Genomic DNA, 3450 nt, shown 5'->3' on the forward strand with positions numbered 1-3450 from the left:
TTAATGAGTCCTGAGCCTAGAGAGAGTTATGACCATTCCTTTAATGTTGCGGCAGGTCGCTTGAAGCGATAATGGTTATTCCCAAGGAGAATGAGCAATGGACAGATTTCAGGCGATGACCGTCTTCGTGCGCGTGATTGAAACGGGATCGTTTTCAGGGGCGGCCAAGCGGATTGGTGTCGGCCAGCCCGCTATTTCCAAGACCATTGCCCAGTTGGAGGATCGCCTTCAGGTCCGCTTGCTCATTCGATCCACCCATGGCCTGACGCCAACAGATGCCGGTATTCGTTTCTATGAAAGAGCAAAGGTGGCCATTCAGGAGGCGGATGAGGCAGAGCTTGAAGCGAAGGGGGCGGGTGCAGGCCTTTCAGGCCGTCTCCGGGTCTGTGCAGCGACGACATTTGCTCGACTCATGGTTATTCCGCGCCTGCCAGAGTTCCTGTCCGCTCATCCGGAGCTGGAAGTGGATGTTGTTCTAGATGATCGTGTCATCGATCTCGTCTCGGAGGGCATCGACATTGCGTTACGCATGGGTGACCTTGCGGATTCTTCTGCCATTGCGCGCAAGATCGCCACGGGGCGTCGTTCTGTGGTCGCGACAGCTTTTTATCTCGAAAAACACGGCGTACCTCAAGTGCCTGCAGACCTTGCCATGCATGAGGCGGTCGTCTACACCCAGCTCGGAAATAGCTGGATTTTTAAAAGGAATGGGACAGAGGCCTCTGTCGTCGTGGCAGGACGGACCCGCTTCACTGCCGCCGAAGGCATCCGCGAGGCTGTCAAGGCAGACATGGGGCTGGCCGTGACGTCGGACTGGATGTTTTGGCCGGAACTGCGGAGTGGCGACGTGCAGCGCGTTCTGGAGGATTGGGAACTTCCCGATATCGACCTTTGGGCGGTCTTTCCGACGGGGCGTCTGGTCAGTGCCAAGGCAAGGGCGTTTGCGAATTTCGTTGAGCAGATTCTTCAGTAAGTCAAAGATTTTGTTGGTTAAGACCCGCTCACAGGACCCGGCCCTGACTGTTGCTATGATAGGCGGGGCCGGGGCCGTGTGGCAGCACCGTTGAGGTCTGTTAAAAACCCGGAAGTAAACCGGCAGGTATGCATCGCTTCATGACCACGTCCCTGTAGCTTGGAAATAACACTTGCATTAGGAACCGAATGGTTCCATAAGTGGGCCATGATAAAACGCACTCAGACATATGCGTCCGTTGGTCGCCCTCGCGAATTTGAACTTGATGATGCAGTTCGAAAAGCGATGGACGTATTTTGGGACCGTGGATATCACGATGCATCCCTTCCCGACTTGCTTAAAGGCATGGAGCTGTCGAGGGGAAGTTTCTATAAGGCTTTTGTAGACAAGAGAGGCGTCTATTTGCGCGCTCTTGATCTCTATATCGAGGATGCCATTCGCTCGGTTGGGGAGACGCTGCATTCGCACTCGTCGCCAAAAGGCGCAATTCGGGAAGCATTTTTGCAGCATGTTGATTATTCGTCTGGCACGCTCGGTTTACGTGGGTGCTTTGTTGTTTTTGCGGCTCTTGAGATGCTTCCTGACGATAAGGAGGTCTCAGCCCGAATTTCCCGCCTGTTTCGGCGACTGCAAGATCTTTATGCGGCAGCGATCATAAGAGCTCAATCCCTGGGGGAAATTGATCCCGGGCTCGATGATCGAACGCTTGCCAGATTCCTTGTGTGCCAGATTCAAGGTATGCGTGTTCTGGGCAAGGCAGGAGCAGATCGCGACGAAACGAGGGCTATGGTCGACTTGGTGCTAAAAGCGCTTGACTAACTCTAATTTGGAACTGATTGGTTCCAAATTTCTTTATTCCCGCAAATTGGTCGTCCGTTTCTCCAGGGCGATGTAGAGGCACATGTGAGACATAGCTTTGACGTCAAAGACAATCCCGATCCGCGTCGCTGGATTGCACTGGTTATTTTATTAGTCGGGGCTTTTTTGCCCCCACTTGATTTCTTCATCGTGAATGTGGCGCTGCCTTCAATCCGGGAGGACTTCCGTGCTTCAGCAGCGGCAATGCAACTGATTATTTCGGGTTACGCCACAACCTACGCAGTTATGCTGATTACAGGGGGCAGGCTGGGAGACCTATATGGTCGTCGAAATGTTTTTCTGTCAGGAATGCTCGGGTTTGCTGCTGCTTCTGCCTTATGTGGATTTGCATGGTCTCCTGCTGTTCTGATCATCGGTCGTGTCCTTCAGGGATTTGCCGCAGCAATCATGGCGCCGCAGGCTTTGGCATCAATTAACGCAATTTTTCCCGACCACGAAAAATCAAAGGCGCTTAGTTTCTATGCCCTTACGTTCGGGGTGGCATCAATGGCCGGCCTTTTCCTTGGTGGAGCGCTGATTGCGCTGAACATCTTTGGTCTTGGATGGCGGGCAATCTTCATCATCAACCTTCCTGTGATCGCGATCACCGCGCCGTCGGCATTTCTTCTGTTACGCGAAACCAGATCCGAACATCCAGGCACGCTTGATATCGGCGGAGCATTGCTGATCGCGCTTGGACTTTTTGCACTGATCGCGCCGGTGATAGAGGGCCGGGAGCAGGGGTGGTCGGTTTGGCTCATTTTAATGCTTGCCACTTCCTTGCCGTTGTTTGTTCTGTTCTGGCGGCATGAAAAACACATTGAGTCGATGGGAAGAGATCCCATTCTGGCGCCGAGCCTGCTTAAAAATCCGGGGTTAATGCGGGGTCTGTTAGCTGCATTGCTCTATTACGCCGTTGCGGCCTTCTGGCTGATATTCTCGGTCTATGAGCAGGGCGGCCTTGGTCGGACGCCGTTCGAGGCCGGGTTGGCGATCCTTCCGGCGGCAGTCGGCTTTGCCCTTGGCCCTTTTGCAAGTGAGCGCTTCCTTCGCATCTTCGGAAGATTTTCCGCCGGCCTGGGTATGGCAATACAAGCTATCGGTCTGCTTGCAACGGCCGTTCTTATCTCTTTCGGGTTCTCACATTTTGTTTTCGTTGCGCTTTTTGTTGTTGGCGTAGGGCAGGGAGTTGCTCTTCCCAATCTTGTGAAAAGCATCGTGCAACGGGTCGACAGGTCGCAGTCGGGACTGGCCTCTGGCTTGGTCAATTCAACGTTCCAGATGGGCGGTGCGCTGGCAGCGGCTGTCATTGGCGGATTGTTTTTCACCGTTTTAGGAACGGCAACCGACGTTGAATCCACGGGGCGCGCATATAGCGTTGCCGCAACAGCGATAGCAATCTGTCTTCTCGTTGGAGGATGGCTTTCCATCGGTTTGACAGCGAACAAAGAATTACCCCGATGAGCAAAAATATCGATTGCTCCAGTTATCGGCGCGCCCGCTAACGGCGTGACTATTCCTGCCGTTTCTGCCGATTACCGGCAGATAACTATTCCCTTACCGAGCGACACATAAACATTTTGAGGTATACCATCATGAAGTAAGCGTCCCCTCACGGC

Annotated in this window: 3 protein-coding genes; all 3 read left to right on the forward strand. The window is 53.5% G+C overall.

What is annotated here, in order from left to right; genetic code table 11:
* Positions 1-97 precede the first annotated feature (97 nt).
* Positions 98-973 carry a LysR family transcriptional regulator gene (locus THS27_RS25910; RefSeq protein WP_085595863.1) on the forward strand — a complete coding sequence of 292 codons (876 nt, stop codon included), beginning with the start codon at positions 98-100 and terminating at the stop codon, positions 971-973.
* 207 nt (positions 974-1180) lie between these two features.
* Entirely contained in the window at positions 1181-1792 is a 612-nt protein-coding gene (locus tag THS27_RS25915) for a TetR/AcrR family transcriptional regulator (protein WP_210403026.1), read from the forward strand.
* An 84-nt stretch (positions 1793-1876) separates the two neighbouring features.
* Positions 1877-3295, forward strand: coding sequence for an MFS transporter (locus THS27_RS25920; protein WP_085595864.1), 1419 nt, complete (start codon positions 1877-1879; stop codon positions 3293-3295).
* The last annotated feature ends 155 nt before the right edge of the window (positions 3296-3450 follow it).

The sequence above is a fragment of the Thalassospira sp. MCCC 1A01428 genome, from assembly GCF_002115825.1.
Classification (GTDB): domain Bacteria; phylum Pseudomonadota; class Alphaproteobacteria; order Rhodospirillales; family Thalassospiraceae; genus Thalassospira.

Coding starts and splice junctions, on each gene's coding strand:
- THS27_RS25915 (WP_210403026.1), top strand. CDS start 1,181: ATGATAAAACGCACTCAGACATATGCGTCCGTTGGTCGCCCTCGCGAA.
- THS27_RS25910 (WP_085595863.1), top strand. CDS start 98: ATGGACAGATTTCAGGCGATGACCGTCTTCGTGCGCGTGATTGAAACG.